The sequence below is a fragment of the Variovorax sp. GW821-FHT10B04 genome (assembly GCF_059415645.1).
Map to the genome: position 1 here is coordinate 81,888 of NZ_JBWKNQ010000005.1, position 26,072 is coordinate 107,959.

Genomic DNA, 26,072 nt, shown 5'->3' on the forward strand with positions numbered 1-26,072 from the left:
CCACCTTCTCCTTCGACGAAAGCACACGCATGAGCACAGAGAACTTTTCAACGTCGCCCGCTACCGCCGAACTGATGGAGCAGATCCTCTACGAGGTGAAGCGGGTCGTGGTCGGCCAGGACCGCTTCCTGGAACGGGTGATGGTCGCGATGCTGGCGGGCGGCCATCTGCTGGTCGAAGGCGTGCCCGGCCTGGCCAAGACGCTGACCATCAAGACGCTGTCGGACACCATCCAGGGGCAGTTCAAGCGCATCCAGTTCACGCCCGACCTGGTGCCGTCCGACCTGATCGGCACGCGCATCTACAACCAGAAGACCGGCGACTTCAGCACCTCGCTCGGTCCGGTGTTCGCCAACCTGCTGCTGGCCGACGAAATCAACCGGGCCCCCGCCAAGGTGCAGAGCGCGCTGCTGGAAGTGATGCAGGAACGCCAGGTGACCATCGCCGGCGAGACGCACAAGGTGCCGAAGCCCTTTCTCGTGATGGCGACGCAGAACCCGATCGAGACGGAAGGCACCTACCCGCTGCCCGAGGCGCAGGTCGACCGCTTCATGATGAAGATCCTGGTGGACTATCCGACCGACGAAGAAGAATTCGTGATCGTCCAGCGCGTGATCGGCACGCCGGTGACGGTCAATGCGGTCGCGACCACCGCGCAGCTCGCGGCCCTGCAGGCGGAGGCGCGCCAGGTGTATGTCGATCCGTCGCTGATCCAGTACGCGGTCAAGCTGATTTCGGCCACGCGCACGCCAGAGAAGCACGGGCTCAAGGGCATGGGCCGCTTCATCACCTTCGGCGCGAGCCCGCGGGCGACCATCAACCTGACCGAAGGCGCACGTGCGCTGGCCATGCTGCGCGGCCGCAGCTACGCGCTGCCCGAGGACATGACCGCGCTGGTGCCCGACGTGCTGCGCCACCGCGTCACGCTGTCGTACGAAGGGCTGTCGGAAGGGCTCACGCCCGACGGCCTGATCGAGAAGATCATGCGCGCCATCCCCGCGCCACCCAAGCCGCTCGAGCATGAAAAACTGGTGGCGTAAGAAGCCGCCGCCGGCCGCGGCGAACGACGCGCGTGTGGCCGCCGTCGACGTGCCCGCGGGCGCGGCCGAGCGGCTGCTGCAGCGGCTCGAATGGACCGTCATCCGCCGGCTCGACGGCCTGCTGCAGGGCAATTACCGCACGCTGATGCGCGGGGCGGGGCTCGACCTGGCCGACCTGCGCGAGTACCAGCACCATGACGACGTGCGCCACATCGACTGGAACGTCACGGCGCGGGTCGGGACACCGCATGTGCGCGTGTTCACCGAAGACCGCGAGATGTCGGCCTGGTTCGTGCTCGACCTGAGCCACTCGATCGACTTCGGCTCGGGTGCGAAGGCCAAGCGCGAGATCTCGATCGGCTTCGTCGGCGTGCTGTCGCGCCTGCTCACGCGGCACGGCAACCGCGTCGGCGCACTGGTCTACGGCAGCGACATCGAGGCCGTGATCCCGCCGCGCAGCGGTCGCCGGCATGTGCTGCACCTGCTGCATTCGATGCAGCGCCGCGCGGACAAGGGCGAAGCGGCGGACCAGAAGGCGCAGGGCATGACGCGCCTGTCCGACCTGCTGCGTTCGGCCGCCGGGATGATGCCGCGCCGCTCGACCGTGTTCGTGGTGTCCGACTTCCTCACCGAACCCGGCTGGGAGAAGCCGCTCGCGCAACTGACCCAGCGCCACGAAGTGACCGCCGTGCGGCTGTTCGACCCGCTGGAGCGTGAACTGCCCGATCTCGGCCTGGTGCCGCTGCGCGACGTCGAGACCGGCGAACAGCTGTGGGTCGACACGCACGATCCGGGCTTCCGCAAGCGCTTTGCACGCATCGCGGCCGAGCGCGAAGCCACACTGCGTGAATCGCTGGCGAAGGCCGGTGTCGACACGCTCGAACTCTCGACCCACGACGATCTCGCCGTCGCCATCATGCGTTTCGCGGACATGCGCAAACGCCGGGTGCGCGCCGGCGGGGCCGCCCCGAAGACGGCTGCTGCATGACGCGCGAGGTGCCCGAATGAATTTCCTCTGGCCTCAGTTCCTCTGGCTCCTGCTGGCGGTGCCGCTGCTGGTGCTGCTGTACATGTGGCTCATGCGCCGCAAGAAGAAGCTGGCGCTGCGCTACGCCAGCCTGTCGATCGTGCGCGAGGCGATGGGTGTGCGCCAGAGCATGCGGCGGCACATCCCGCCGCTGCTCTTCCTGCTGTCGATGGTCGCGATGCTGGTGGCCGCTTCGCGGCCGATGGCGGTCGTGACCTTGCCGTCGAACCAGCAGACCATCATCCTCGCGATGGACGTGTCGGGCAGCATGCGCGCCACCGACGTGCTGCCGAACCGGCTGGTGGCCGCGCAGGAAGCCGCCAAGGGCTTCATCAAGGATCTGCCGCGCACCGTCAAGGTCGGCATCGTCGCCTTCGCCGGCAGCGCGCAGGTCGCGCAACTGCCGACCACCAACCGCGACGACCTGGTCACCGCCATCGACAGCTTCCAGCTGCAGCGGGCCACGGCCACGGGCAATGCGATCGTGGTGTCGCTCGCCACGCTGTTCCCCGATGCGGGCATCGACATCTCGAACTTCAGCGCGCCGAATCGCGCACGTGGGATTCCGATCGAGCAGGCCGGCAAGGCGGCGCCCAAGGAGTTCGTGCCGGTCGCACCGGGTTCCTACACCTCGGCCGCGATCATCATGCTGACCGACGGCCAGCGCACCACGGGCGTCGACCCGCTCGATGCGGCCAAGGTCGCGGCCGACCGCGGCGTGCGCGTCTACACGGTCGGCGTCGGCACGGTGGATGGCGACACGATCGGCTTCGAAGGCTGGTCGATGCGCGTGCGGCTGGACGAGGACACGCTCAAGTCCGTGGCCAACAAGACGCAGGCCGAATACTTCTATGCCGGCACGGCCAACGACCTGAAGAAGGTCTACGACACGCTGAGCTCACGGCTCACGGTCGAGAAGAAGGAAACCGAGGTGTCGGCGCTGTTCGCACTGGGCGCCGCACTGCTGGCGCTGCTGTCCGCCGGCCTCTCGCTGTTCTGGTTCAACCGGATTCTTTGAACCGGGGCGCACGCGGCAACGCGTGCGCGTCGACGGTGCCGCCGGCCAGGATGAAATGCCCGCCCGCCACATGGTGCAGCGTGCGCAATTCGTCGTGGCCCTCGAAGTTCCAGCGCCCGTTCGCAAAGACGCGCTCGTCGGCCTGCGCGGCGACGACCTCGCCGAGGAACAGGTCGTAGCGATCCTGGATCGCGGGCTCGGGCAGCAACCGGCATTCGAGCCAGGCCACGCAGCCCTCCAGCAGCGGCGCGGATGTCGCTTCGCCGGCAAAGGCGTTCACGCCGTAGGCCGCGAACTTGTCGATGCCTTCGTCCTGCGTCAGCGCCAGCCCCGAACTGCTGCCGAGCGTCTCCGTCAGGTCGGCCTGGGCGCGGGTCGGTACCTGCAATGCGAAGCTGCCCGAGGCCTCGAGCAGCTTGCGCGTCCAGGTGCTCTTGTCGAGCACCACGGCCACCTTGGGCGGACTGAAATCCAGCGGCATCGCCCAGGCTGCCGCCATGATGTTCCGCTGCCCGCCATGCGCGGCGCTGACCAGCACGGTCGGGCCATGGTTGAGCAGGCGGTAGGCCTTGTCGAGCGGGACGGTACGGCGGTGCGGGTCGGTCATGAATGCGGTGCGGGGGATGGCGATGCGCCCATGCTAGCGGCCATCCTCCGGCGCCGCAGGCAGCGGCCCAACCACGCCGCGGCGCGGTGCCGCACCGGCAGCGGCGTCTTCAGGCGCGCGTGGCGCCCGCACGCGACTCGATGGCCGCCTTGAGCCCGGGGCACAGGCCGAGCAGGAACAGCAGCTCGGCCACCACGAACAGCGGACCGATCAGCAGGCCGACCACGTCGTCGACGAAGGCCGGCTTGCGTCCTTCGAAGTGGTGGCCGACGAACTGGATCACCCAGCCCACGAGGAACCCGCCCACGCCGATGGCGAGCCAGACCGCCGTCGACTGCGAGGCGGCCCAGCCGCCGAACCACAGCGCCGCCGCGAGCAAGGCCGTGAGCAGCAGCCCGAAGCGCAGGTCCAGCCGCAGATAGAACAGCGATGCCGCCACCACCGCCAGCAGCGCGATCGACAGCGTCAAGCCGCCGACCTCGAAAGCCGGCCGCGACAGCAGCACGGCCACCGCCAGGACGATCATCGGCACGCCGATGAAATGGGTGAGGATGTTGCGCTCGCTGCGGTGGTATTCGGCGTACTGCGACAGCTGGTCGGTCAAGGTCTTCATCGGATGGCTCCTTGGCATGGGATGCGCCGATTGTTGGCGCCCGAGGCCGGGCGGGCTGTCCGATTGGAGTCCATGAAGGCGCCGAATCGCCCCGGGATTTCCCCAGGATGCCGCACCGTTCAGCGCATGGCGCGCACGTGGGCCGAGGTCGGCCCGAACGAGCCCAGCAGCACCGGCAGCGGCGTGACGGCGGCCGTCCGTTCCAGCCACTGCGCGCTTGTCCTGACCGGCGCCGCGTCGTAGTGCGGGACGGCACGGGCGATGCGCTGGGTCAGTGCCGTCTGCTGCGCGATGCCGGGCGCATCGAGCCAGGGCAGATCGGACATGGGGTCGGCCTCGCCCTCGATGTCGTAGCCGTCGCACCAGCGCAGGCCACCCGCCCTGTCGATGGCGTCCAGATGGCTCACCAGCAACCCATCGAGCCGGCCCGCGGCGCGCAGCGCGTAACGCAGAAGCAAGGCGTCGGGATGGCCGCGGCGGAACCGGCCCTGCCAACCGGCGTCGCCGTTGTGCGGCTCGGCCAGCACGTCGAGCGCCGCGTCGCAGGTCGGCAGCGGGCCGGCGCCGTGGCGTGTGAGATGGCTGCGCAGCACGCCCAGATGACGTACCGGCGCTTCGATGCCCGCATCGCGCAGGACGGCCTCGACGGCCTGCGTCGAGATCGCGCTCCAGGTGGTGTGCGGGTGAAAGCCGCGCGTCTCGTCGAGCAGCACGCCCTGTGCGCCTTCGAAAACCACGCAGCCCGGCCGGGCCAGCCGGTCGGCCACGGCGTCGAGGCCGACCGCGGGCACCCGTTCGATGCAGGCGCGCGACATGGCCAGCCAGCGTTGCGCCACCGGCGGCGAATCGAGCAGCGCGCGTTCGCGCTCCGCCTCCGCATGCAACGGCGGTCCGTCCGCGAACTCCTGCTGCAGGCGCCGCCGGATCGCCTCCAGCCGGTCGAGCGCAACGCGCGGATCGGCCAGGTCGCCGTAGCGCAGCACTTCGTCCGGCGCCACCAGGGCGTGCCGCACCGTCTCGCCGACGCCGACGCCACAACTGCCGTGGGCCTGCGCGCCGCGCCGCCACTCGCGCAGCCGGCCCGCGGCCTGGTGGAAGGGCGTGGTGACGCGGCATCGCGCGTCGATCCGCAGGCGCTCGAAGCCGTCCGTCACGCCGGCACGGCACAAGGCGGCGTGCTCGGCCAGCAGGCCCGAGGGATGCACCACCACCGGGCTCGCGAGCAGTGTCTCGACCCCGGGCACGAAGCTGCCTGCGCCGAACTGCGAAAAGGTGTGATGCCGACCATCGGGCAACACCACGTTGTGCCCCGCCTGCGCGCCGCCGTTGAATCGAACCACCGTATGCGCACCCTCGGTACGACACAGGTGATCGGTGAAGAGCCCCTTGCCGCAGTCGCCGAAACCCAGGCCCAGCAGCGAGACATAGCGCGTCACGATCGACGGGCCGGGCCCGGCCTCATCCGAACAGCTTTTTCCACCACGAGCCGGCGCCTCTGCCGGCGGACGCTGCGCGCCTGGGCGCGTTCGGGTCGAGCTGCTCGGCGTAGCCCTCCAGCGCATGCACGACCGACGCGATGCGGGCCTTCGGCGTCGCGTGCGTGCTCATCACGCGGGTGAGCGCATCGAGATCGGGCACGGCGCGCTCGGTCAGCGCCACGATGCCGGCCGCCACCGCGCAGGCGTCGGCCGGCGCATCCATGCAGATCACATGGTCGCCCAGCAGTTCGCGCCAGCGCGCCTCGCAGTTGCGGCGGCGCTGCGCGTCCGGGATCAGGAAGAACAGGTGGTACGTTTCGGCGGCTGCGGCGATCACCTCCTCGATCGGGATGTCCTCGTCGAGCTTCTCGCCGATCAGCGCCTCGATCTGGTGGCGCGATACCGCCGGGTACGGCCGTTCGTCGCCCGTCATGAACAGGTAGCCGCGCTTCCTGCGCTTCGTCCAGGCATCGGTGTCGGTGTGCTGCGCCAGCACGTAGAAGGCGAGCTCGTAGCTCTCTTCGCCGCTGCCGCCGCCACCACCTTCGAGGTAGCTCCAGGTCAGCCACTGGTCCATGAGTTCGGCGGTCGACTCGAACTGCCCGACCTGCAGCGCCGCCCGGTCGGACGTGGCGTCGCCGATCGCCATGAACATCAGCTGCGGGTCGGCCACGCCGCAGTCCGTCAGCAGCGTCATGAAGGTCGGCAGCTCCTGGCGCGCCAGCAGCTCCGGAATGTCGCCCATCGAGCCGGTGACATCGAGTGCGAAAACGACCGGCAGCGAATTCGGATGGTCGGCGTTGTCGCGCGATTCGCGCACCTTCAGCCCGCGCGGATCCATCAACGCATGCACGCCACGCTGCGTGAACACCTCCTGCCCGGGTTGCGCCGCACGGTCGGCGAGCAATGCCGCGTGTGCCGAATGCGAGTAGTTGCCATAGCCCATGTGCTTGTCGCTCCTTGAATGTCAGGCGCCGTGAGACGCGGGGTTGAACGGGACGAATCGGGGCGCACCGAAGGAGGCGAGCGCCGCGTCGGACAGTGCCGTCTCGATGCCCGCCGCACCCCACGCCGCGCAGGCGGTGGGCGCTTCGCTGCAGCGGCGCAGCAGCTCGGCCAGCGGCGCCGGCGTGCGTGCGCCAACGCCCGGCGCGTCGACGCCCGTGCGGCCGTGCAACACCGCACGCACCGTCCAGGCCACCTGCCGCAGGTCGCGCGCCACGGCGGCCGCATGGGCGGCGCCCTCGCGGTGGCGCGCCTGCGACCAGCCGATCATCAGCACGCCATGATCGCGGGGATGCACCAGCGTGTGCGCGGGGCTCAGGTCGCCATGCGTCCAGCCGGCCGCGTGCAGGAAGCCCAACACTTCCAGCAGGCGACGCCACATCCAGACGGCATGCCGTGGGTCGATGCCATCCGGCTGCGCCTGGACGACGCTCGCCAGGCTGCCCCAGTAACCAGCCGGATGACGCAGCAGCAGCGCAGGGTGCGAGTCACCTGTCCCGGATTGCGCCTGCCCCAGGCCGACCGGCTGCGGCAGCCGTCGCGTGAAGTAGCTTGCGCCTGCGCCACTCAACGATTGCAAGGTGCGCAGCGCATCGAACTCGCGGGCCAATGCATCACGCCCGCTGTCATCGCACGCAAGCTTGAGGGTGATGCGTTCTGCCGCCACACCGAGGCGCTCGACGAGCAGCACCTCGCCGTGCGCGCCCTGGCCCAGCGTGGCCAGCACGCGATAACGCGCGTCGCGCCAGACCCACACCGGCCCCGGTGCGGCAACGGAACGCGCACGCAGCCAGGCGGCATGGAAGGTTGCGCGTTCGACCGTCTCGGCGCCGCGCACGATGGTTGCGCCGCAGTACGCGCACTGCACGGTGCGCCAGCGTGCCACGCGCGGCAGCGGTGCGGCGCATTGGGGACATGCGAGTGCAACGGAAGAAAACATCGATCGGTGCCACGGGCTTCAATGAAAGCCAGGATACCGGAGCCGCCACCACCGGCCGTAGGCGGCGGACGCGTGATGGCGCTGAGGCGGGGCTAGTCCGCCAGCCGGCCGGCCACCAGCCGCAGCACGCGGTCGCAACGCGCTGCGAGCGCTTCGTCGTGCGTGACCATCACGAAGGCCGTGCCATGGGCGCGCGCCAGTTCCAGCATGAGCGCGAACACGCCATCGGCGGTGCCACGGTCCAGGTTGCCGGTGGGTTCGTCGGCCAGCACGCAGTTCGGCTGCGTGACCAGCGCCCGCGCGATCGCCACGCGCTGGCGCTCGCCGCCGGACAGCTCGGCCGGGCGATGCAGCAAGCGCTCTTTCAGGCCGACCGCGGAGAGCATGTCGGTCGCCGTCCGCGCCGCCTCGACAGGATCCATGCGCCGGATCTTCAGCGGCATCGCCACGTTGTCGAGCGCGCTGAATTCGGGCAGCAGGTGATGGAACTGATAGACGAAACCCAGGTGCCGGTTGCGCAGGCGGCCCTGCTCGGCCGCGTCGACCTTGGCGATGTTCTGGCCGAGCAGTTCAACGCTGCCGGCGCTCGGCGCATCGAGCCCGCCCATCAGGTGCAGCATCGTGCTCTTGCCCGAACCCGAGGCGCCGACGATGGCCAGCGTCTCGCCGGCATGCACGTCGAGGTCGACGCCATGCAGCACGGTCAGGTCGATGCGCCCTTCGTGGAAGCGCTTGGTCAGGCCGCGGACCTTCAGGACGACGTCACTCATAGCGCAGCGCCTCCGCAGGGTTCACGCGGCTCGCGCGCCAGCTCGGATACAGCGTGGCGGCAAAGGCCAGGATCAGCGAGATGATGGTGATGGGCATGATGTCGGAGCGCTGCGGATCGCTGGGCATCCGGCTGATCAGGTAGATGTCCTTGGGCAGGAAGCTCGCGTGGAACAGCTGCTCCAGCGCGGGCACGATGACGTCGATGTTGTAGGCGATCAGCAACCCGAGTAGCAGGCCGCCGATGGTGCCCATCACGCCGACCATCGCGCCCTGCACGACGAAGATGCCCATGATGCTTTTCGGGCTCGCACCGAGCGTGCGCAGGATCGCGATGTCGGCACGCTTGTCGGTCACGGTCATGACCAGCGTCGACACCAGGTTGAAGGCGGCCACGGCCACGATCAGCGTGAGGATGATGAACATCATCCGTTTCTCGACCTGCACGGCCGCAAACCACGTCTTGTTCTGGCGCGTCCAGTCGCGGATGAGCACGGTATCGGGCATCACGGCTGCGAGCTGGTCGGCCACCTCGCGCGCCTGGTTCAGGTCCTTCAGCTTGAGCCGGACGCCGCTCGGCCCTTCGAGGCGGAACACGCGTGCCGCGTCCTCGGTGTGGATCATCGCGAGCGTGGAGTCGTATTCATAGTGGCCGGAGTCGAAGGTGCCGACCACGGTGAACTGCTTGAGCCGCGGCACCACGCCGGCCGGCGTCACCTGGCCGCCCGGCGCCACCAGCGTGACCTGGTCACCGGTGCGCACGTAGAGCGACCGCGCCAACTCGCCGCCGAGCACGATGCCGAATTCGCCCGGCACCAGCCTCGCCAGCGCGCCATGCTGCGCGGTGGTGCCGATGTCGGTGACCTGCGGCTCCAGCGCCGGGTCGATGCCGCGGACCAGGGCGCCCTTCATGTCTTCGCCGCGCGCGATCAGCGCCTGCGTGGCGATGAACGGCGCCACGCCGATCACCTGCGGGTTCTTGCGCGCCGTGGCCATCACGCCGGCCAGGTCGGGCAGCGCCTGGCCGTCGCGCGAGAACAGCTCGATGTGCGACACCACGCCCAGCATGCGGTCGCGCACTTCCTTCTGGAAGCCGTTCATCACGCTCAGCACGATGATCAATGCCGCCACGCCGAGCCCGATGCCGAGCATCGACACGCCGGAGATGAAGGAGATGAAGCCGTTGCGCCGGGTGGCGCGGCCGGCCCGCGTGTAGCGCCAGCCGAGTTGCAGTTCGTAGGGGAGTCGCATCAGGCCTCCTGCCCAGCCGCCTCGGAAGAGGCCGGCCGCCTCCGGTGCGGCAAGGGGTACGCGGAGTGCGGAACATGGGGGCGTGTCATGGGCCGGGATTGTGGCATCCCGCCCGGCGCCTCATGGCCGGGCGCGACAATAGGCCCATGGTTTCCACCGCTCCCTCCCGTCACTTGATCATCCCCTTCGCGGGCCGCCGTTCCCCAGGTTGCGAAGCCGCACTGGCGCAGCTCGATCTGCCCAACCTCGAATCACTGCTGGGCCGGCTCGCGCTGGCCGACGACGACACGCAGGACGACAGCACGCTGTCGCCGCCGCACGAACGCGCACTGGCACGTGCCCTGGGCATGTCCGCCGAAGACGGGCGCATCGCCTGGGCCGCGCGCGAGGCGCAGAACAGCGGGCTGTCGCGTGCCGGTTCGGGCGAGCCGTGGGCGGTGGTCACGCTGTGCCACTGGGAGGTCGCGATCGACGAAGTGGTGCTGGACGACCCGGCCGGCATCACGATCGATGCGGCCGAGTCGCAGGCACTGCTCGAAGCGGCACGGCCCTTCTTCCAGGAAGACGGCATCTCGCTGCGGCCCTCGGCCGTGCCGGGCCGCTGGCTGGCGCGCGGCGAGGTGTTCCGCACGCTCGCGACGGCGTCGCCTGACCGCGCAGCCGGACAACCGATCTCGGCCTGGGCGCCGCTCACCGATGCGCTCAAGCCCGTGCGCAAGCTGCAGAACGAGATGCAGATGCTGCTCTACACCCAGCGCGTGAACGACGAACGCACGGCGCGCGGCGCGCAGCCGATCAACTCCTTCTGGCTCAGCGGCACCGGCGTGCTGCCGAAGGACGCCGGCGCGACGAAGGGCGCCGAACCCACCATCACCACCACGCTGCGCAGCGCCGCGCTGAACGACGACGGCGCCGGCTGGGCCGCCGCCTGGCAGGCGCTCGATGCCGGCCCGGTTGCCGAACTGCTCGCGGCCTCCACCGCTGGCGGCGAAGTCGTGCTGACGCTGTGCGGCGATCGCGGCGCGCGCCGCTTCACGGCGCAGCAGCGTGGTGCCGGCCAGTGGCTCAAGGGTCTGTTCCGCCGCACGTCGGCGCGCACCGTGCTCGCAGCGCTGTGAAGATCGTCGCCCGCGACATCCCGCCGCGCAGTGTCTGGGCACTCGAACAGGCCGGCGTGCACCCTTTGCTCGCGCGGCTCTATGCGGCGCGCGGCGTGCTCGCCAAGGACGAGCTCGACGACGGACTCGCCCGCCTGCTGCCGCCCGACACCCTGCGCGGCACGCGCGAAGCCGCCGTGCTGCTGGCCGATGCGATCGCGGCCGACCAGCGGCTGTGCATCGTCGCCGACTACGACTGCGACGGCGCCACCGCCTGCGCAGTGGCGGTGCGCGGCCTGCGGCTGCTCGGCGCTCGGCACGTGACGTACCTCGTGCCCGACCGCGTGGTCGACGGCTACGGCCTCACGCCGCCGATCGCCGAGCGCGTGGCCGATGGCGGCGCCGACATGCTGATCACCGTCGACAACGGCATCGCCAGCGTCGAAGGCGTGGCCGCCGCCCAGGCGCGCGGCCTGCAGGTCCTGGTCACCGACCATCACCTGCCGGGCACCGAACTCCCGCAGGCGGACGTGCTGGTCAACCCCAACCAGCCGGGCTGCGGCTTCGAGAGCAAGAGCATCGCCGGTGTCGGCGTGATGTTCTACGTGCTGCTGGCGCTGCGCTCGGAGCTGCGCGCGCGCGGCGTCTTCACGCCGGCCAGCCAGCCGAAGCTCGACGCGCTGCTGCCGCTGGTGGCGCTCGGCACGGTGGCCGACGTGGTCAAGCTCGATGCCAACAACCGCCGCCTGGTCGCGCAAGGACTGCGCCGCATCCGCGCGGGCGCCATGCCGGCCGGCATCGCCGCACTGTTCAAGGCGGCCGGCCGGCAGGCGCCGGTCGCGACCACCTTCGACTTCGGCTTCGCGCTGGGGCCGCGCATCAATGCGGCGGGCCGTCTTGCCGACATGACGCTCGGCATCGAATGCCTGCTGACCGACGACGCCGGCCGCGCGGAAGAACTCGCGCGCCTGCTCGACGGCATCAACCGCGATCGGCGCGACATCGAGGGCGGCATGCGCGACCAGGCGCTGCTGCTGGCCGAGTCGCTGTTCGGCGCGAACAGTGAAGGTCAAGGCGACGGCAAGGACGTGCCGACCGCCGCGATCAGCGTGTTCGGCGATGCCTTCCACGAAGGCGTCGTCGGCATCGTGGCGTCGCGCCTCAAGGAGCGCTTCCACCGGCCGACCTTCGTCTTCGCGGCCAGCGGCGCGCCGGGCAAGGAACACGAACTCAAGGGCTCGGGCCGATCGATCCCGGGCTTTCATCTGCGCGACGCGCTCGACCTGATCGCCAAGCGGCATCCGGGTGTGCTGCTGCGCTTCGGCGGCCATGCGATGGCGGCCGGCTGCACGCTGGCGCGCGATCAGTTCCCGGTGTTCGAACGCGCGCTCGCCCAGGTCGCGCAGGAGTGGCTGACGGCCGCCTCGCTCACGCGGCAGATCGAGACCGACGGACCGATCGCCGCCGAATACATGCGCGTGGACATGGTCGACACGCTGCACCACGAGGTCTGGGGCCAGGGCTTCGCGCCGCCGACCTTCAGCGACGAGGTCGAGGTGCTGTCGCAGCGGCTGGTCGGCGAGAAGCATCTCGCGCTCAGGCTCAAGCACCGCGGCAAGCCGGTCGACGGCATCTGGTTCGGCCACACCGATCCGTTGCCGCAGAAGGTCACGCTGGCCTTCCGGCTCGACGCGGACGAGTGGCAAGGCGTGCGCCGGGTGCGCTTCCTGGTCGAAGGCGCTGAAATTGGCTAACCCCCAGGCTTCGCGCACTGCGTGTCGCTTTCGCCAACCCCCTTGCAGGGGGCGACACCGGCGGACCGGCTGAGCCGGTTCCGCGGTGTCTCTGGCACGGAGCCGGTGGTCGGGTGGGTCCGTGGGTCAGCCGGCGTCGCCTTGTTTGGCCAGGACAGAGACCAGTTCGGGCACCAGGGTCTGGGGCTCGCTGTGGCGGGTGCCGACCTGGTAGGTCGCGAGCACGCCGTCGGCGATGGCACGGGCCGAGTGGCTGTTCTCGGCCATGGTGGCGTAGTAGCTCAGGTCCTTCTGGGCATTCGACATCGAGAAGCGCAGGCCGTTGGCGTCGCGTGCCAGCAGGTAGGGCTTGAGGCGCTCCAGCGCCACGCCGCCGCCGCCGCCCTTGGTCAGCACGTCGACCAGCACCTCGGGCGCGATGCCGGCGCGTTCGGAGCACGCAGCCGCCTCGGCCAGCAGCGCCACCATGCCGAGCGACACGTAGTTGTGCAGCAGCTTCATGCGGTGGCCCGCACCGATCGCCCCGGCATGCGTGATGTTCTCGGCGAAGCAGGCCAGCAACGGACGGCATTCATCGAACAGCGCAGCGTCGCCGCCGACCAGCAGGTTCAGCCGGCCTTCCGCGGCCTCCTTCGGCGTGCGCGTCATCGGCGCATCGAGAAAGCGGCCACCCGCGGCCTGCACCGCGGCGGCCACGCGCTCGGTCGATTCGGGGATGGCGGTGGAGCAGTCGATCACGACGCTGCCCGGCTTCAGGCCTTGCAGCACGCTGCCTTCGCCCAGCAGCACGGCCTCGACCTGGGGGGTGCCGGTCACGCAGAGGATCACGACGTCGACCGCTGCGGCCAGCGCCGCGGCGCTGTCGAAGCTGGTGGCGCCGGCCGCCTTGAGCGCGTCGAGCGGCTGGTTGCCCGGATGCTCGAGCACCGCCAGCGGATGGCCGTGCTTGAGGATGTTGCTGGCGATGCCGTGGCCCATCATGCCGATGCCGACCATGCCGATCTTTTTCATGTGTTGTCTCCTGACAGATGAAGATGAATTGCGGGTTCCGGCACGCGCCGGCAGCCCAGCCCGCGATCATCGCATCCGGTCGAACGCATGGTTGAGCCCGAGGACCACGCTGCGCGCGCCCTCCGGCCCGATACGCGCCACGCTGAAGTCGACGCTGACCAGCGGCGTGACATTGACGCGCAGGCCGGCGCGCGTCGTCCACTGCGCGAACGCGCGGTTGCGCTCGGCGATCAGCGACAGCGCCGGATTCAATGCCCACTCGCCCGCCACGCCGCCGCGGCCGCTTCGTGCGCCGGTGCCCGTGGCCCAGTCGCTGCCGAGGTTCACGTGCACCAGCACGGCCGACGTGGCCTGCCAGCTCACGGGAACGACGAACTGGCCGCCCGCGCGCTCGTCGCGTCGGCCATGGCTGACGTCGAACACGGCACCGCCGGACAGCGCGGCGCTGAGCGGCGCATCCGCCGCCTGGCCGAAAAAGGTCCACTTGAGCTGCGGACCGGCGAACACGCCGCTGTTCCCGGCGGTCGCGGCGCGGTCGAAGTTGAGTCCCCATTCGATCGGCCCGAAGCGGCAGGCCGGACCGAGGTGCTGAAAGCGCTGCGCCGACGCGCCGCCGGTGCGCCCGGCCCACACCTCGTACTGGCACTGGCCGGGGTCGAGCGTGCCGGCGTCATCGACGTCGAAGTGGCCGCCCGCGCCGGCGCTGCCTGCCGCCAGGCACAGGGCCAGGGCGGCCATTCGCACCTTCGCGCATCGTTGGGGAGTGGGCTGTCTGGTCAAGGAAGCGCGATGCTGCCACAGGGCCATGTCACCGCCATGACCCGCCAGCCGGAGAGCCAGGCAACGGGGCCGACGCTAGATCTCGAACTGCGGCTGCAGCTCGCGGATGCGCTTCATCGCGACGCCGGCCGCGGCCGTGCGCGTTTCGACGCCGAGCTTCACGTACACGCGTTCCAGGTGCTTCTTCACCGTCGCGGGGCTGCTGCCGACGATGTCGCCGATGTCGCGGTTGGTCTTGCCCTTGACGACCCAGTAGAGCACTTCGGCCTCGCGCGCCGTGAGCTTCAGGCTCAGGCTCATGGCTTCGATGACCGACATGTCGGACACCTCGCGCATGATGATCAGCCAGTCGCCCGAACCGGCCGGCGCGGCTTCACCGTCCCCGTCGCCTGTCTGCTGATGCAGGCGCAGGTTGAGGCTGGTCGCGCCCAGCGCGATCGACAGCGCCGGCGGCTCGATCTGCCGCTGCTGCGCGTCGGGTGCATGGCGCTGCAGCCATTCGAGCACCAGGGCCGGCGTCTGCGGCGCGACGGTCGCGCAGTAGCGCTGCAGCAGGTCGCGTGCGAGCACGGTCTGCCAGATGATCCGGCCTTCGGGCAGGCGCACGGTGATGCTGGCGTAGCCGAAGGCATCGAGCGCATTGCGCGCCTGCCCGGCCTGCTGCGCCTCCTGCCGCGCGCGGCGCGCGCCCTGCAGGTGGACGTTCATGCGCGCCAGCACTTCCTTCGGCTTGATCGGCTTGGTCACGTAGTCGACGCCGCCCGCTTCGAGCGCAGCCACCAGATGCTCGGTCTCGGTGAGCCCGGTCATGAAGACGATCGGAATGTGCGCCGTCGCCACGTCGGCCTTGAGCCGGCGCGCGACCTCGAAGCCGTCCATGCCCGGCATCATCGCGTCCAGCAGGATGATGTCGGGCCGGGCCTGCGCGGCACGCGCCAATGCGGCTTCGCCACCGGTCGCCACCAGCACGGTGTAGCCGGAATCGTCGAGCGCATCGTGCAGCACGGCCAGGTTGTCCGGCACGTCGTCGACGATCAGCACCAGGTCGCTGTTGCCGGCAATGCTGCGGGCCGACTCGCTCACAGCGCCTCCGGCCGCACGGGACGCGCATCGCCGGACGAAGACGCCGCGGCGCCGCCGTCCATCCGTTCGAACTGGAACTGGCGCGCCAGGCCGCGCTGGACAGCGGTCCAGGCCGCGCATTCGGGCTGGGCCGCATCGATGTCGTCGAGCTGATTCATGATCCCCCGAAAATAACCGAGGCCGATGGCTTCCTGCAGCGTGCGCAGCCGTTCGGCCGACGGCCGGACCATCGCAGGCGCCGGCGCAGCCACCTGCGGCGCGGGCGGATCGGTCCACTGCAGGCGCAGCCGGCGCTCCAGCCAGTCGATCAGTTCGCTGTGGCGCACGGGCTTGACGAAGAAGTCCTCGGGCGCGATGCCGACATCGTTGTCCAGCCGCTTGTCGAAGGCATTGGCCGAGACGATCGCCACGCTGCCGGGCGCCAGGCCGATGCCGAAGGCGCGTGCGCGGCGGATGGTTTCCCAGCCGTCGATGCCGGGCATCGCCAGGTCGACGAACATCGCATCGGGACGGAAGCCGGCGGCGATCAGGTCCAGCGCGTCGTGGCCGCTCGCGGCCGAACGCAGCTCGAAACCCAGCGGCGCGAGCACGTGCACGAGCAGATCGCGATCGGCTTCCTCGTTGTCGACCACCAGCACGCGGCGGCGCGGCCCGGCATAGCCGCGGCGCACGGGCGAAGCCGCCTGCAACGGTGCGAGCGCCGGCAGCGGGCCGTGCACGCGCGGCAGGAACAGCCGCACGCGGAACACCGAGCCGATGCCGGGCGTGCTCTGCACCGACATCTCGCCGCCCATCAGGTCGGTCAGCATCTTCGCGATGGTCAGGCCCAGGCCGGCACCGGGCGCAGCCGCGCGCGCGGTGGTGCCCAATGCGTCGCCGCGCGCGAAGGGCTCGAAGATGCGGTCGATCTCCTGCGCCGACATGCCGGGGCCGGTGTCCTCGATCTCCAGCGCCGCGAATTCGCGCGCATAGCGCAAGCGCAGCGTCACGCTGCCGCTCGCGGTGAACTTGATCGCGTTGCCGAGCAGGTTGATGAGGATCTGGCGCACACGCTTCTCGTCGGCGCGCACGGCGTGGGGCAGCTCGCCGGCGGGCTCGAAATGGAAGGCGAGCCCCTTCTCCGCGGCCTGCAGCTCGAACATGTCGGCCAGTTCGCGCATCGCATCGGCGAAGTGCATGGGCCGCGCATGCAGCGTGAGCTTGCCGGCCTCGATGTGGGCGATGTCGAGCGTGCCCTCGATGAGCGACAGCAGATGCTCGCCGCCGCGCCGGATCACCGCGACCGCCTGTTGCCGGTGCGGCGGCACGGCGGCGTCTTCGCCCATCAGCTGCGCATAGCCGAGGATCGAGTTGAGCGGCGTGCGCAGCTCATGGCTGATCGCGCTGATGTAGCGGCTCTTGGCCTGGTTCGCATGGTCGGCCGCGAGCTTGGCCTGTTCGGCGGCGTGCTTGGCCTGCTCGGCCACTTCGCGCGCCTCGTCGGCGCTCTGCTTGGCGGCCTGCAATGCGCGGTCGGTCTCGCGGTGCAGTTCGATCTCGCGCACCAGCAGGTGGGTCTGGCGGTTCGACTCCTCCTGCGCCACGCGTCGGCTTTGATGCGCAAGCACCAGCCACCAGGCGACGATGCCGGCGATCAGCAGCAGCGCCATGTAAGACTTCAGGAAGCCGGAACGCAGCGAGGCCTGCTGGGCAGTGAACAGCGAGGTCGCCAGTTCGCCCGCCGGCATCATGCCGAGCGCGCCTTCGCCGAGCGCGCGCAGCTCCTGCTGGTAGAGCACGCCGAACACCGCCGCCAGCACCGGCACGACGATCAGCGTGAGCAGCATGAAATGGCCGAGGCCCGTGTCGAGATAGGGCCAGACGCGCCGCGGCAGCAGCCAGCGCAACGCGCCCGACCATTGCGCCGACAGGCTTGCCTGCGGTTTGCAGAGGTCGCCGCAGCGCGCGTCGAGCGTGCAGCACAGCGAGCAGATCGCGCCCTGGTAGGCCGGGCAATGCGCCATGTCGGGCGCCTCGTATTCGCGCTCGCAGATCACGCAGCGGCGCAGCACCGGCGTGAACGCGTGGGACGCGTGGCCGGGCTCGACGCGGGCCCAGCGCACGGCATGCCGCGCATCGTTGACCGGGCCGCGCGCCAGGTAGTACTTGCCGCGCGTCACCCAGGCGATGAGCGGTGCGGTGACCAGCGCCGTGCCCATCGCGATCAGCGCGGAAAACGCCTGCGCCATCGGGCCGAACACGCCCAGGTGCGCGGTGATCGACAGCGCCGACGCCAGCGCCATCGCGCCGACACCGACCGGGTTGATGTCCCACAGGTGCGCGCGCTTGAACTCGATGCCCGGCGGCGAGAGTCCGAGCGGCTTGTTGATGACCAGGTCGGCCACCACGGCCATCATCCAGGCGATCGCGATGTTGGCGTAGAGGCCGAGCACGTCGCCCAGCGCCTCGAACACGTTCATCTCCATCAGCATGAACGCGATCAGCGCGTTGAAGACCACCCACACCACGCGGCCCGGATGGCTGTGCGTGATGCGCGAGAAGAAGTTGCTCCAGGCGAGCGAGCCCGCATAGGCGTTGGTCACGTTGATCTTGAGCTGCGAGATCACCACGAAGAACGCGACCGCCCAGACCGCCCAGCCGTAGTTCGGGAACACGTACTCGTAGGCCGCCAGATACATCTGGTTCGGGTCGACCGCGCGCTCGGGCGGCACCATGTGGCTGATCGCCAGATAGGCGAGCAGCGCGCCGCCCAGCATCTTGAGCACGCCCAGCACGACCCAGCCGGGCCCGCCCATCAGCACGCAGCTCCACCAGCGGCCGCGCGTTGCGGGCGTGCTGGCCGGCATGAAGCGCAGGTAGTCGGCCTGTTCGCCGAGTTGCGTGATCAACGCGATGCCGACGGTCAGCGCGGCACCAAAAAGACGCATATCGAAGCCGGCGATCTCGGTTTTCAACCCACCGTAGTGCGAAATGCCGGCAAAGGCACCCGGATCGCGCACCAAAACGAAGACAAAGGGCACGACCAGCATCACCAGCCAGATCGGCTGCGTCCAGATCTGCAGCCGGCTGATGGCCGACACGCCGTGGGTGACCAGCGGAATCACCACCAGCGCGCAGACCAGATAGCCCCAGACCGGCGGAATGCCCAGCGCGAGTTCGAGCGCATAGGCCATCACTGCCGCCTCCAGCGCAAAGAAGATGAAGGTGAAGGATGCGTAGATCAGCGAGGTCAGCGTCGAGCCGATGTAGCCGAAGCCCGCGCCGCGCGTCAGCAGGTCCATGTCGACGCCGTAGCGCGCGGCATACACGCTGATCGGCAGGCCGGCCAGGAAGATGATCAGCCCGGTCATCAGCACGGCCCAGAACGCATTGACGAAGCCGTACTGCACCAGCAGCGTGGCACCGACCGCCTCCAGGATCAGGAAGGATGCCGCGCCGCCGAAGGCCGTGTTCGCCACACGCCACTCCGACCACTTGCGAAAGCGCTGCGGCGTGTAGCGCAGCGCGTAGTCTTCCAGCGTCTCGCGCGCCACCCAGCTGTTGTAGTCGCGCCGAACCTTGACGATGCGCTGCGGCGCCTCGTCGGGCTGGGGGAGTTCGGTGGTGGTGTCGGTCACACCAATCCGGTGCAGCTTTCATGCCTGTTCCCTGGCGGCGCATCCATGGCGGCACGACTGTTGCAACGGATCTCGTTGCCGATAATGGCCCGATCCCTCTCTCCTTCGATCCGCCCATGGAACTGACACCGCGCGAAAAAGACAAGCTGCTGATCTTCACGGCCGCGCTGCTCGCCGAACGCCGACAGGCCCGCGGCCTCAAGCTCAACTACCCGGAGGCGATCGCGCTGATCTCCGCCGCCGTCATGGAAGGTGCCCGCGACGGCAAGAGCGTCGCCGCACTGATGAGCGAGGGCCGCAACGTGCTGACCCGCGCCGACGTGATGGACGGTGTGCCCGAGATGATTCCCGACATCCAGATCGAGGCGACCTTTCCGGACGGCACGAAGCTGGTCACGGTTCACCAGCCGATTCCATGACTCGCCCCCAGGCTGCGCGCACATCGTGTCGCCTCGCCAACTCCCTACCGGGGGCAACACCAGCGGTCCGGCGAAGCCGGTTCCGCGGCGTTTCAAGAAAAAGCTCGCAATGAACAGCGCTGCGACACCTACTTCATTCAGATCTTTGGAGACCTTCTCGATGCGAACTCGCCTCAAGTCCACCCTGGCCCTCGTGGCCGCCATTGCATCCGCATCGCCGATGCTGGCCTCGGCCCACATCGGCGTCGACGGCGCGGCACATGACCACGCGGGCTTCCTGCAAGGCTTCGTGCACCCGTTCACCGGCTTCGACCACATGGCGGCGATGGTCGCCGTCGGCCTGTGGAGCGCGCTGATCGCACGCGGCACCCGCGACCTGCTCTGGGCTCCGCTCGGCTTCGCGGCCATGCTGCTGGCGGGTGCGCTCGCCGGCCTGGCCGGCCTGCAGATCCCTGCCGTCGAGCCCATGATCGCGGCCTCGCTGCTGGTGATCGGCCTGCTGGTCGTCACGCGGCTGCGCCTGCCCGGCCCGGTCGCGGCGGCGGTGGTCGGCGTGTTCGCGGTGTTCCATGGCGCGGCGCACGGCTACGAGCTGGCCAGCGACAGCGGCGCCGCCGCTGCGATCGCCGGCATGGTGCTCGCCACCGCCCTGCTGCACGCGGCCGGCATCGCCGCCGGCTGGATGCTGCGCCAGCGCAGCGCCTGGCTGCCGCGCGTGGTCGGTGCGGCCGTCGCGCTGTTCGGCGCGGCCCTGCTCGCCCAGATCGCCTGAGGCCGAACGATGATTCCCGGCGAACTCATCACCGACGACGGCGACCACACGCTGAACCCTGGCCGCCGCACGCTCACGATGGTCGTGCAGAACACGGCCGACCGGCCGATCCAAGTCGGTTCGCACTACCACTTCGCGGAAACCAACGGCGCGCTCGGCTTCGACCGTGAAGCCGCACGCGGCATGCGCCTGAACATCGCGTCCGGCACGGCCGTGCGCTTCGAGCCCGGCCAGCAACGCACGGTCGAGCTCTGCGATTTCGCGGGCGACCGCACGGTCTACGGCTTTCGCGGCCTCGTTCAAGGGAAGCTCTGACATGGCAACGATTGGACGCCGCGCCTATGCGGAAATCTTCGGCCCGACCGTGGGCGACCGGGTCCGGCTGGCCGACACCGACCTGCTGATCGAAGTCGAGGCCGACTACACGCTGCGTGCCGGCGGCTACGGCGAAGAAGTCAAGTTCGGCGGCGGCAAGACGATCCGCGACGGCATGGCGCAGTCGCAGAAGATGCGCTCCGAAGGCGCGGTCGACACCGTGATGACGAACGCGCTGATCCTCGACCACTGGGGCATCGTGAAGGCCGACATCGGCCTGAAGGGCGGGCGCATCGTCGCCATCGGCAAGGCCGGCAATCCGGACGTGCAGCCGGGCGTCGACATCGTCATCGGCCCGGGCACCGAAGTGATCAGTTGCGAAGGCAACATCGTCACCGCGGGCGGCATCGACAGCCACATCCACTTCATCGCGCCGCAGCAGATCGAAGAGGCGCTGAGTTCGGGCGTCACGACCATGCTGGGCGGCGGCACCGGCCCGGCGACGGGCACCTTCGCCACCACCTGCACGCCCGGCCCGTGGCACATCGAGCGCATGCTGCAGGCGGCCGACGCGTTCCCGATGAACCTCGGCTTTCTCGGCAAGGGCAACGCGAGCCTGCCGGCCGCGCTGCACGAGCAGATCGACGCCGGCGTGATCGGCCTGAAGCTGCACGAGGACTGGGGCACGACACCGGCCGCGATCAGCAACTGCCTGGATGTGGCCGACGCCACCGACACGCAGGTGGCGATCCACTCCGACACGCTCAACGAGTCGGGCTTCGTCGAGAACACCATCGCGGCCGTGAAGGGCCGCGGCATCTGCGCCTTCCACACCGAAGGCGCGGGCGGCGGCCATGCGCCCGACATCCTGCGCGTGGTGGGCGAGGACAACTTCCTGCCCTCGTCGACCAACCCGACGATGCCCTACACCGTGAACACGCTCGACGAGCACGTCGACATGCTCATGGTCTGCCATCACCTCGACGCCGGCATCGCGGAAGACCTCGCCTTTGCCGAATCGCGCATCCGCAAGGAAACCATCGCGGCCGAAGACATCCTGCACGACCTCGGCGCCATCAGCATGTTCAGCTCGGACTCGCAGGCGATGGGACGGGTCGGCGAAGTGATCATCCGCACCTGGCAGACGGCGCACAAGATGAAGACGCAGCGCGGCAAGCTGCCGGAGGACGGCGCGCGCAACGACAACTTCCGCGCCAAGCGCTATGTGTCGAAGTACACGATCAACCCGGCCATCGCGCACGGCATCTCGCACGAGGTCGGCAGCATCGAGGTCGGCAAGTGGGCCGACCTGGTGGTCTGGAAGCCGGCCTTCTTCGGCGTCAAGCCGTTCACGATCATCAAGGGCGGCACCATCGCGATGGCTGCGATGGGCGACCCGAACGCATCGATCCCGACACCGCAGCCGGTGCACTACCGGCCGATGTTCGGCTCGTACGGCAGCTCGCTGCACCGCAGCTCGCTCACCTTCGTGTCGCAAGCCGGCCTGAACGCGGGCATCGGCCAGCGCTACGGGCTGCACAAGACGCTCGCCGCCGTGAAGAACATCCGCGGCGTTCGCAAGCAGCAGATGGTGCACAACGGCTACACGCCGAAAATGGAGATCGATGCGCAGACCTACGCGGTGCGTGCCGACGGCCAGCTGCTGGTGTGCGATCCGGCGGTGTCGCTGCCGATGACGCAGCGGTACTTTTTGTTTTGAGGCTAGCGGGACTCGGGCACGACGTGAGAACGAACCCAGGCAGCAAGTGCTGGCTCGTCCAGTTTGCCTGCCGCAAGATCCAAAGTGGTGAACACGCAGTCGGCGTCCTCCGCAGTCAGGATGAATCCGTTGAGCGCCAGAAACAGTTCCATCGCGACGAACGCCGTTCGCTTGTTCCCATCGATGAAAGGGTGGTTGCGCGCGATGCCGAAACCATAGCTCGCAGCCAAGGCCGGCGCGTCAGGCTCACCATAGTGGGCCAGTTGCTGCGGCCGTGACAAAGCCGACGCGAGGAGGCTGTCGTCTCGCACGCCAGCGCCACCACCGTGTTCGGCCAGTTGCTCATCGTGGATTGCGCGGATCACAGCCGCATCGATCCAGATCCAGGCCCTCGATGGCTCACTCACTTGGCCAACTCACGCAGGACGTCGCGACGCTTCTTCATGATGCGACGCGCCGCCGTCATCTGTTGCTCGAATTCGGTGCTGTAAGGTGTCAGCGTCACCCCGTTCACCGCCTCGGTCATGAACAGCGTGTCGCCCTTCTCGAGCTTCAGGCGGGCCAGTACTTCCTTGGGCAGGATCACACCCACGGAGTTGCCGATCTGGGTGAGTTTGAGTGCCGACATCGCGAATCCCTTGGTTATAACGGTTGTTATATTATCGACGGCTCACTGCCGGAATCAAGTCCCATGCTCAACGCCAGCAAACTGATGCCCCAGGGCGGAGGCCTCGCCCCCGTCTTGCTCAAGCGCGCCGCCACGGTCGAACTCGACTGGGACGTGCGCCAGAAAAGCCGTTTCGACGCCACCGATTCGCAAGGCCGCCAGATCGGCGTGTTCCTGCCGCGCGGCACCGCCGTCCGCGGCGGCGACGTGCTGGTGGCGGAAGACGGCTCGCTGATCCGCGTGATCGCCGCACCGCAGCCGGTGCTCGTCATCACGCACTGCAGCCAGCACGGCACTCCGTTCGACCTCACGCGTGCGGCCTACCACCTGGGCAACCGCCACGTGCCGATCGAACTCAAGCCGGACCACCTGAAGATCGAGCCCGACCACGTGCTGGCCGCCATGCTGCGCTCGATGCATCTGATCGTTCATGAAGCCGAGGAAGCCTTCGAGCCCGAAGGCGGCGCCTACGGTTCGCATGGTGCGACGGGCGGTCACAGCCACGGGCACGGGCACGGACACGATCACGCGCACGGACACGATCACGCGCACGACCATGGACATTCGCACGGCAAGACCCCGGTCGGCCCGGTCCTGCACCCGGATGCGTACGGTGGCGCGCACGACCATGACCACGGTCACGACCACGCCCACTGATGCCCGACTCACCGGGCGCCCTGCCCGCCTCCAGCCTGCTGCAGCTGATCTGGCTCGCCTCGCCGGCCCTGCCGATCGGCGGCTTCTCGTATTCCGAGGGGCTCGAGGCCGGCGTCGAATCGGGCGAGCTGGCGAGCGAGGCCAGCGCCGCCGACTGGATCGCCGATCAGTTGCACCTGAGCCTGGCGCGTGCCGACCTGTCGATCGTCGCGCAGGCCATCGCCGCCTGGCGCAGCGGCGACGTGGCGCGTCTCCATGCGCTCAACGCCTGGGTGCTGCAGACGCGCGAATCGGCCGAGTTCCTGCTCCAGACCGAACAGATGGGCCGCTCCTTCGTCGAATGGCTCAAGCTCCATCACGCCGACGTTGCCGCCCGCTTTGACGGCATGTCGATCACCTATCCGGTGGCGTTCGCCTTCGCCGCCAGCCGCACCGACGCAGGCGTGCGCGACAGCTGCCTGGCCTTCGCCTTCGGCTGGGCCGAGAACATGACCGGTGCGGCCGTCAAGTGCGTGCCGCTGGGCCAGAGTGCCGGCCAGCGCATGCTGGGGCGGCTCGCGCAGGAAATCCCGGCTGCGGTCGACCTGGCGATCGCCCTGCCGGACGACGCCCGCCAGGCCTTTTCACCCATGCTCGCCATCCATTCGGCGCGGCACGAAACCCAATATTCCCGGCTCTTCCGGAGCTGATTCCAGAGACTCGAACGATGGCTTCCGCACTGCACCACATTCCTCATCGCACCAAGAAACTGCCGCCCCTGCGCGTGGGCATCGGCGGACCGGTCGGCTCCGGCAAGACGACGCTGCTGGAGATGCTCTGCAAGGCGATGCGCGACAAGTACGACCTGATCGCGATCACCAACGACATCTACACCAAGGAAGACCAGCGCCTGCTGACGGTCGCCGGTGCGCTGCCGGCCGAACGCATCATGGGCGTGGAAACCGGCGGTTGCCCCCATACGGCGATCCGCGAGGACGCATCGATCAACCTCGAGGCGATCGACCGCATGCTGGGCGACTTTCCGGACGCCGACATCGTGTTCGTCGAGAGCGGCGGCGACAACCTGGCGGCGACCTTCAGCCCCGAATTGAGCGACCTCACGATCTACGTGATCGACGTCGCGGCGGGCGAGAAGATCCCGCGCAAGGGCGGCCCGGGCATTACCAAGAGCGACCTGTTCGTGATCAACAAGACCGACCTGGCGCCCTACGTCGGCGCCGACCTGGGCGTGATGGAAGCCGACACGCAGCGCATGCGCCGCCAGCGGCCTTACGTGATGACCAACCTGAAGACCAACACCGGCCTGGCCGAAGTCGTCGCGTTCATCGAGAAGCGCGGGATGCTGGTCGACGCCTGAGCCCGGCTCGGCGGACGACGTCAGAGCTCGCCGCCGTCCTTGAGCTGCCGCGCCTTGTAGACCAGCCGCACGCTGGCGCGGCGCGGATCGTCGACATGCTGCGCATAGACATCGGTGTCGCCCGACACCCACGACGCATAGGCATTGCCCGGATCGCGTGCGCCGACTTCGGGGCCGAACGCGGCGCGCCCCCACTCCAGCAACTGCGCGAAGGCAGCCGCGCCATGGTCGGGCTCGACCTGCGCCGCCGCGACGTACTCGACACGCCGCAATATGCCCGCAGCAAAGTAGAAGGTCGCCTCGAACGGCAAGCCGGCCAGCACCGTCGGCGCCAGCCGCCAGCTTCCGGCCAGGCCACCAGGCAGGCGCTGTGGGCGCGCCACGCGCTCCAGGGCCGGCACCACCGCCTGCAGCGCATCGGCGCTCATGCCGATCTGCACGCCGGGCGGCAGGGCCTGTGCGTGCACGGCCGTCAGGCAGAACGCCGGCAAAGCCCCCGTCAGAAGGCGGAGGACAGTCAGGGAAAAGATTCGCATCACAAGAACAATATCTCAGTCGGCGGAAGCGAAGAACGCGGGCTCGGCGCTGTCGGACTTCGATGGCAAGTCGAAGTTCAGGAAAACCGCGGTCTTGAAACCGACACAAAAGCCCGTATCATTAGCACTCGCTGAAGCTGAGTGCTAACAACCAGCCAACGCTTCGAGTCGACCGGCTGTCGCCCCGTCTTGGGAACGACACCACAACCAAACCCCGTTTCTTTCCAGGAGATGCAATGAACCTTCGTCCTTTGGCCGATCGCGTGATCGTCAAGCGTGTTGACAGCGAAACCAAGACCGCCTCCGGCATCGTCATCCCCGACGCAGCCGCTGAAAAGCCCGATCAAGGCGAAGTCCTGGCCGTCGGCCCGGGCAAGCGCAACGACAAGGGCGAACTGGCCGCACTGACCGTCAAGGTCGGCGACCGCGTCCTGTTCGGCAAGTACAGCGGCCAGACCGTCAAGGTCGGCGGCGACGAGCTGCTGGTCATGAAGGAAGACGACCTGTTCGCAGTCGTCGAGAAGTAATTCTTCTCCATCG

The 26,072-nt window shown here is 69.0% G+C and carries 27 protein-coding genes; 13 read left to right on the top strand and 14 right to left on the bottom strand.

Translation table 11 applies throughout. The annotated features are described in order from the left end of the window. Positions 1 to 29: 29 nt before the first annotated feature. From AC07PZ_RS14355 to AC07PZ_RS14365, 3 genes are read left to right on the top strand one after another with little or no spacing between them, the layout of a single operon-like run. The gene (locus AC07PZ_RS14355; protein WP_495295779.1) at positions 30 to 1,040 is read left to right on the top strand and encodes an AAA family ATPase; all 1,011 of its coding nucleotides are present in this window, start codon (positions 30 to 32) and stop codon (positions 1,038 to 1,040) included. Next, positions 1,021 to 2,028: a DUF58 domain-containing protein gene (locus tag AC07PZ_RS14360; protein WP_495295780.1), complete on the top strand. Its 1,008-nt coding sequence runs from the start codon at positions 1,021 to 1,023 to the stop codon at positions 2,026 to 2,028. Before AC07PZ_RS14355 ends, AC07PZ_RS14360 begins: the two co-directional genes overlap by 20 nt. A gap of 16 nt (positions 2,029 to 2,044) precedes the next feature. Beyond that, positions 2,045 to 3,085: a VWA domain-containing protein gene (locus AC07PZ_RS14365; RefSeq protein WP_495295781.1), complete on the top strand. Its 1,041-nt coding sequence runs from the start codon at positions 2,045 to 2,047 to the stop codon at positions 3,083 to 3,085. On the opposite strand, the gene AC07PZ_RS14370 is transcribed toward AC07PZ_RS14365, so the two are convergent. The 7 genes from AC07PZ_RS14370 to AC07PZ_RS14400 all read right to left on the bottom strand — a co-directional run bounded on the left by AC07PZ_RS14370 (position 3,069) and on the right by AC07PZ_RS14400 (position 9,747). After that, positions 3,069 to 3,692, bottom strand: coding sequence for a flavin reductase family protein (locus tag AC07PZ_RS14370; protein ID WP_495295782.1), 624 nt, complete (start codon positions 3,690 to 3,692; stop codon positions 3,069 to 3,071). The two genes, AC07PZ_RS14365 and AC07PZ_RS14370, sit on opposite strands and share 17 nt — an antisense overlap. 109 nt (positions 3,693 to 3,801) lie before the next feature. Beyond that, positions 3,802 to 4,305 (bottom strand): Mpo1 family 2-hydroxy fatty acid dioxygenase, encoded by a 504-nt coding sequence (locus AC07PZ_RS14375; RefSeq protein WP_495295783.1) that lies wholly within the window; start codon positions 4,303 to 4,305, stop codon positions 3,802 to 3,804. A gap of 119 nt (positions 4,306 to 4,424) precedes the next feature. Then, entirely contained in the window at positions 4,425 to 5,741 is a 1,317-nt protein-coding gene (locus AC07PZ_RS14380; protein WP_495295784.1) for an adenylosuccinate synthetase, read from the bottom strand. Between the two features lie 22 nt (positions 5,742 to 5,763). Further along, the gene (locus tag AC07PZ_RS14385; RefSeq protein WP_495295785.1) at positions 5,764 to 6,729 is read right to left on the bottom strand and encodes a VWA domain-containing protein; all 966 of its coding nucleotides are present in this window, start codon (positions 6,727 to 6,729) and stop codon (positions 5,764 to 5,766) included. Positions 6,730 to 6,750: 21 nt separating this feature from the next. Then, on the bottom strand, positions 6,751 to 7,728 hold the full coding sequence (locus AC07PZ_RS14390) for a lipopolysaccharide kinase InaA family protein (RefSeq protein ID WP_495295786.1): 978 nt from the start codon (positions 7,726 to 7,728) through the stop codon (positions 6,751 to 6,753). A gap of 92 nt (positions 7,729 to 7,820) precedes the next feature. After that, on the bottom strand, positions 7,821 to 8,498 hold the full coding sequence (gene lolD, locus AC07PZ_RS14395) for a lipoprotein-releasing ABC transporter ATP-binding protein LolD (protein WP_495295787.1): 678 nt from the start codon (positions 8,496 to 8,498) through the stop codon (positions 7,821 to 7,823). Next, the gene (locus tag AC07PZ_RS14400) at positions 8,491 to 9,747 is read right to left on the bottom strand and encodes a lipoprotein-releasing ABC transporter permease subunit (protein WP_495295788.1); all 1,257 of its coding nucleotides are present in this window, start codon (positions 9,745 to 9,747) and stop codon (positions 8,491 to 8,493) included. Before AC07PZ_RS14400 ends, lolD begins: the two co-directional genes overlap by 8 nt. A gap of 173 nt (positions 9,748 to 9,920) precedes the next feature. On the opposite strand from AC07PZ_RS14400, the gene AC07PZ_RS14405 reads away from it, so the two are divergent. Together AC07PZ_RS14405 and recJ are read left to right on the top strand one after the other, a co-directional pair. Further along, complete coding sequence (locus AC07PZ_RS14405) at positions 9,921 to 10,865, top strand: hypothetical protein (RefSeq protein WP_495295789.1); 945 nt, start codon at positions 9,921 to 9,923, stop codon at positions 10,863 to 10,865. Further along, the gene (gene recJ / locus AC07PZ_RS14410; RefSeq protein ID WP_495295790.1) at positions 10,862 to 12,598 is read left to right on the top strand and encodes a single-stranded-DNA-specific exonuclease RecJ; all 1,737 of its coding nucleotides are present in this window, start codon (positions 10,862 to 10,864) and stop codon (positions 12,596 to 12,598) included. Before AC07PZ_RS14405 ends, recJ begins: the two co-directional genes overlap by 4 nt. A gap of 126 nt (positions 12,599 to 12,724) precedes the next feature. Here the strand turns inward: recJ and AC07PZ_RS14415 are convergent, their stop codons facing one another. The 4 genes from AC07PZ_RS14415 to AC07PZ_RS14430 form a co-directional block, all read right to left on the bottom strand. Beyond that, entirely contained in the window at positions 12,725 to 13,609 is an 885-nt protein-coding gene (locus tag AC07PZ_RS14415) for an NAD(P)-dependent oxidoreductase (protein WP_495295791.1), read from the bottom strand. Positions 13,610 to 13,675: 66 nt separating this feature from the next. Further along, positions 13,676 to 14,347 carry a PA4824 family protein gene (locus AC07PZ_RS14420; RefSeq protein WP_495295792.1) on the bottom strand — a complete coding sequence of 224 codons (672 nt, stop codon included), beginning with the start codon at positions 14,345 to 14,347 and terminating at the stop codon, positions 13,676 to 13,678. A 117-nt stretch (positions 14,348 to 14,464) separates the two neighbouring features. Continuing rightward, the gene (locus AC07PZ_RS14425; RefSeq protein WP_495295793.1) at positions 14,465 to 15,472 is read right to left on the bottom strand and encodes a response regulator; all 1,008 of its coding nucleotides are present in this window, start codon (positions 15,470 to 15,472) and stop codon (positions 14,465 to 14,467) included. Beyond that, a complete protein-coding gene (locus AC07PZ_RS14430; RefSeq protein ID WP_495295794.1) occupies positions 15,469 to 19,089 on the bottom strand; it encodes a hybrid sensor histidine kinase/response regulator in 3,621 nt (1,206 codons plus the stop codon). Before AC07PZ_RS14430 ends, AC07PZ_RS14425 begins: the two co-directional genes overlap by 4 nt. 116 nt (positions 19,090 to 19,205) lie before the next feature. Between AC07PZ_RS14430 and AC07PZ_RS14435 the strand changes: the two genes are divergently transcribed. The 4 genes from AC07PZ_RS14435 (at position 19,206) to ureC (ending at position 22,315) form a co-directional block, all read left to right on the top strand. After that, the gene (locus tag AC07PZ_RS14435; protein WP_495295795.1) at positions 19,206 to 19,508 is read left to right on the top strand and encodes an urease subunit gamma; all 303 of its coding nucleotides are present in this window, start codon (positions 19,206 to 19,208) and stop codon (positions 19,506 to 19,508) included. Positions 19,509 to 19,668: 160 nt separating this feature from the next. After that, positions 19,669 to 20,280, top strand: coding sequence for a HupE/UreJ family protein (locus AC07PZ_RS14440; protein ID WP_495295796.1), 612 nt, complete (start codon positions 19,669 to 19,671; stop codon positions 20,278 to 20,280). 9 nt (positions 20,281 to 20,289) lie between these two features. Beyond that, complete coding sequence (locus tag AC07PZ_RS14445; RefSeq protein WP_495295797.1) at positions 20,290 to 20,595, top strand: urease subunit beta; 306 nt, start codon at positions 20,290 to 20,292, stop codon at positions 20,593 to 20,595. Position 20,596: 1 nt separating this feature from the next. Continuing rightward, positions 20,597 to 22,315: an urease subunit alpha gene (ureC, locus tag AC07PZ_RS14450; RefSeq protein ID WP_495295798.1), complete on the top strand. Its 1,719-nt coding sequence runs from the start codon at positions 20,597 to 20,599 to the stop codon at positions 22,313 to 22,315. Positions 22,316 to 22,317: 2 nt separating this feature from the next. Here ureC and AC07PZ_RS14455 read toward each other — a convergent pair whose 3' ends face one another. Together AC07PZ_RS14455 and AC07PZ_RS14460 are read right to left on the bottom strand one after the other, a co-directional pair. Next, complete coding sequence (locus AC07PZ_RS14455; protein ID WP_495295799.1) at positions 22,318 to 22,722, bottom strand: type II toxin-antitoxin system death-on-curing family toxin; 405 nt, start codon at positions 22,720 to 22,722, stop codon at positions 22,318 to 22,320. After that, positions 22,719 to 22,943, bottom strand: a complete 225-nt coding sequence (locus tag AC07PZ_RS14460; RefSeq protein WP_495295800.1) for an AbrB/MazE/SpoVT family DNA-binding domain-containing protein — start codon at positions 22,941 to 22,943, stop codon at positions 22,719 to 22,721. Before AC07PZ_RS14460 ends, AC07PZ_RS14455 begins: the two co-directional genes overlap by 4 nt. 63 nt (positions 22,944 to 23,006) lie before the next feature. On the opposite strand from AC07PZ_RS14460, the gene ureE reads away from it, so the two are divergent. Genes ureE through ureG form a run of 3 tightly spaced genes read left to right on the top strand, consistent with a single transcriptional unit; the run spans position 23,007 to position 24,996 of the window. Beyond that, positions 23,007 to 23,639 (top strand): urease accessory protein UreE, encoded by a 633-nt coding sequence (ureE, locus tag AC07PZ_RS14465; protein ID WP_495295801.1) that lies wholly within the window; start codon positions 23,007 to 23,009, stop codon positions 23,637 to 23,639. Further along, a complete protein-coding gene (locus AC07PZ_RS14470) occupies positions 23,639 to 24,328 on the top strand; it encodes an urease accessory protein UreF (protein ID WP_495295802.1) in 690 nt (229 codons plus the stop codon). The genes ureE and AC07PZ_RS14470 overlap by 1 nt, the downstream gene beginning before the upstream one ends. A 17-nt stretch (positions 24,329 to 24,345) precedes the next feature. Next, complete coding sequence (gene ureG, locus AC07PZ_RS14475) at positions 24,346 to 24,996, top strand: urease accessory protein UreG (protein ID WP_495295803.1); 651 nt, start codon at positions 24,346 to 24,348, stop codon at positions 24,994 to 24,996. A gap of 20 nt (positions 24,997 to 25,016) precedes the next feature. On the opposite strand, the gene AC07PZ_RS14480 is transcribed toward ureG, so the two are convergent. Further along, positions 25,017 to 25,463, bottom strand: coding sequence for a hypothetical protein (locus tag AC07PZ_RS14480; RefSeq protein ID WP_495295804.1), 447 nt, complete (start codon positions 25,461 to 25,463; stop codon positions 25,017 to 25,019). A 305-nt stretch (positions 25,464 to 25,768) separates the two neighbouring features. Here AC07PZ_RS14480 and AC07PZ_RS14485 point away from each other — a divergent pair, with 305 nt between their 5' ends. Beyond that, a complete protein-coding gene (locus AC07PZ_RS14485; protein WP_076197711.1) occupies positions 25,769 to 26,059 on the top strand; it encodes a co-chaperone GroES in 291 nt (96 codons plus the stop codon). Positions 26,060 to 26,072: the final 13 nt, after the last annotated feature.